Genomic DNA, 2,345 nt, shown 5'->3' with positions numbered 1-2,345 from the left:
GCGTGCCATGCCTGTCTACTCATTCTGGTGCTTGCGATGCCTGATTATCCCACAAAATGGCGGTTCGGAGGGTTTTTCTACAGCCTCAACGTCTCACATGACGGGCGCGGCGTGGAGTAGAATGGACGAAGACGCGGGCTGTCACCGCGTCCGTCGTCGAATAACTTGTTGGCGAATTAATCTGATAATAATTAATTAACTGAATAATGATATATCCCAAAATCTCCAAGTATTTGATCCTATAGTCTCTGCCGTTTCTTTTTTTAGCATCCATAAAAAATTGCAAGGATTTTCAAAGTTACCAGTCAAACAACCTGCGCTGAATTGATGACAGTTATCTAAAATAAAGTTATAATTTCTTTTTCTCCCAACCATGCTTTCTGCAACTCTAGCTACTTCGTTTGATCCTACAGCTTTATTATCGTAACAAGATACATAAATGCCACAGCCACTTCCGCCATCTACAAATTGCTTTGGATTTACAATTTCAATTTTTCCAGAACCTGATAAATGTACTATTTTATTATTACCAACATATATTCCAGAATGCTCCATGTATCCAAAAGCAAGGTCACAATATAGAACACTCCCTATTATTGGAGAGACTCGATCTCGGCAAGTATCTATAATACCTTCTATCATATTAGAAATTGGTAAAGTTAATAGTCGCCATGCCATTTTTAACATATCCCATATAGGTGCTATATATTCTTCTTCAAAAATATGATGAGATTAAAAATTAGTAGCTCTACAACTAAAGCCATCACTACTATAGCAGCTTTTGAATTAAAAAATATCAACAAATCTATTAATGTTAATATTGTTAGTAATGATGAAAGTATTTTTGAATTTGTTATGCTTTCAAGATTTCTAAGGAAAAAAGATAAATTTTTTATTATCAAAAAAGACCAAATGACAATAAATAAATATGCGCGAGGAACGATTTTAGTCCAGCCGTCATAGCTGTTTGACTCTATTATCATAAAAATGACACCTAACAGTGGAATAATTATGAAAATCAGTACATTTTCGGCAGTGACTCTTTGATTATCTGTTGGAAATAAGATTGAGAATATAAATGAAAAAATCTTATTGAAAGGATGAAAACCATGAAAGTATATGATGGCAAAGAAAATTAAAATCATCCATATCATATTACAAACTCTTTCCCTTGGTTTTTACAGGTTATTATTTATAGCAGTGATAACACGCCAACGTCATGCATGACGGGCGCGGCGGGGAGTAGAAAGTAAGAATCGCGGGCTGTCACCGCGTCCGTCGTCGATGTACTCGTTAGAACTTTTATATTATTAATCATTATTAAAAACAATAGACGTAACAAAACTATCTTTATATAAAGGATGGTTTAATATTAGAGTTGACTTATTCTGTGCTGCTTCTGATTCCCATTGATAATTTCCAACCATCACCTTGTACCAAATTGGTTTGTTTTTATTAGCCGTATTTAGTGATGGCTTTATAAATGAATCATATCCAAATGTTTTAAATGTCTCTTGAACTTCTTTGGCGTGACTGGCATTAGAAGTTGCCATGATTTGTATGGTATAACGACGATTATTTGTGGGTGTTTGATTATCAGATTCTTCTCCTTTAATAGCATTGATTTCATCTTGTAAACATCTCAAAATATCTTTTACTCCTCCTACATTTGACACATTATCAAGACCAAAAACACAATCAGCATAAGAGTGAGTGGTTGTAAATAACAAAATAGCTGCTATTAAATATTTCATTTCTCATTCCTTAAAAAGACATTCGACAGGGGATTTATCATTTAATTCTTTAGGACAATCTATTTCATTACTTTGTTTTTGATTTTCTTTTTTCGAGTTTACATCAGTCCATATTTTTGCAGAAAAGCCTGATAATCCAAAAACAAATAGTGCTATTGACGTTATTAGAATAACCTTATTTCTTTTAGTGCTATCATTACCCAGTAATCCAATTATTTTATCTGATATATCAGAGTGACTCTTTATTAATTCTTGTGCTGTATTTTCTGGCATATTTTTTAGTTGATTTATGTCCAGATTATGCTTTTTTAAGGCGACTATTGTTTCTGGGTCGATGGTCTTTCTAAACGATAAAGTACTTGATATATGAATAAAGGCATAGATTATTAGTCCAATAATTCCTAAAAAACTACTTACGCCAGCAAATGAAGATAGAAAATCCATCATGAATAATGCCTTATTTATTTGTTGTGGGAAAAGTGAGTATTTGTAATTCTAACGTCTTAGTTCTGCATCCGTCAGGTATGCAGCAACATCTTGTTAAATGCTACTAGGGAATGTTACCAGCAAGCCCCAGATGAAGAAACCGTT

The 2,345-nt window shown here is 33.5% G+C and carries 4 protein-coding genes; all 4 read right to left on the bottom strand.

Translation table 11 applies throughout. The features are described 5' to 3' along the window. Window positions 1-195 precede the first annotated feature (195 nt). Window positions 196-678 carry a lecithin retinol acyltransferase family protein gene (locus BLV87_RS18845; RefSeq protein ID WP_175518086.1) on the bottom strand — a complete coding sequence of 161 codons (483 nt, stop codon included), beginning with the start codon at window positions 676-678 and terminating at the stop codon, window positions 196-198. A 23-nt stretch (window positions 679-701) separates the two neighbouring features. Continuing rightward, window positions 702-1,154: a hypothetical protein gene (locus BLV87_RS19730; RefSeq protein ID WP_093071194.1), complete on the bottom strand. Its 453-nt coding sequence runs from the start codon at window positions 1,152-1,154 to the stop codon at window positions 702-704. Window positions 1,155-1,310: 156 nt separating this feature from the next. Further along, window positions 1,311-1,754: an SPOR domain-containing protein gene (locus tag BLV87_RS18835; RefSeq protein ID WP_093071192.1), complete on the bottom strand. Its 444-nt coding sequence runs from the start codon at window positions 1,752-1,754 to the stop codon at window positions 1,311-1,313. A 3-nt stretch (window positions 1,755-1,757) separates the two neighbouring features. After that, window positions 1,758-2,201, bottom strand: a complete 444-nt coding sequence (locus BLV87_RS18830) for a hypothetical protein (protein ID WP_093071190.1) — start codon at window positions 2,199-2,201, stop codon at window positions 1,758-1,760. Window positions 2,202-2,345 lie beyond the last annotated feature (144 nt).

Source organism: Thiothrix caldifontis (assembly GCF_900107695.1).
In the GTDB taxonomy this organism is placed as follows: Bacteria; Pseudomonadota; Gammaproteobacteria; order Thiotrichales; family Thiotrichaceae; genus Thiothrix; species Thiothrix caldifontis.
Note: the sequence above shows the minus strand (reverse complement) of the source record. Positions and strands in the feature narration are given on the sequence as shown.

Bases quoted from the DNA above. Each gene is read 5' to 3' on its own strand.
- BLV87_RS18845 (WP_175518086.1), bottom strand. From the start codon at position 678: ATGGCATGGCGACTATTAACTTTACCAATTTCTAATATGATAGAAGGT.
- BLV87_RS18835 (WP_093071192.1), bottom strand. From the start codon at position 1,754: ATGAAATATTTAATAGCAGCTATTTTGTTATTTACAACCACTCACTCT.
- BLV87_RS18830 (WP_093071190.1), bottom strand. From the start codon at position 2,201: ATGATGGATTTTCTATCTTCATTTGCTGGCGTAAGTAGTTTTTTAGGA.
- BLV87_RS19730 (WP_093071194.1), bottom strand. From the start codon at position 1,154: ATGATATGGATGATTTTAATTTTCTTTGCCATCATATACTTTCATGGT.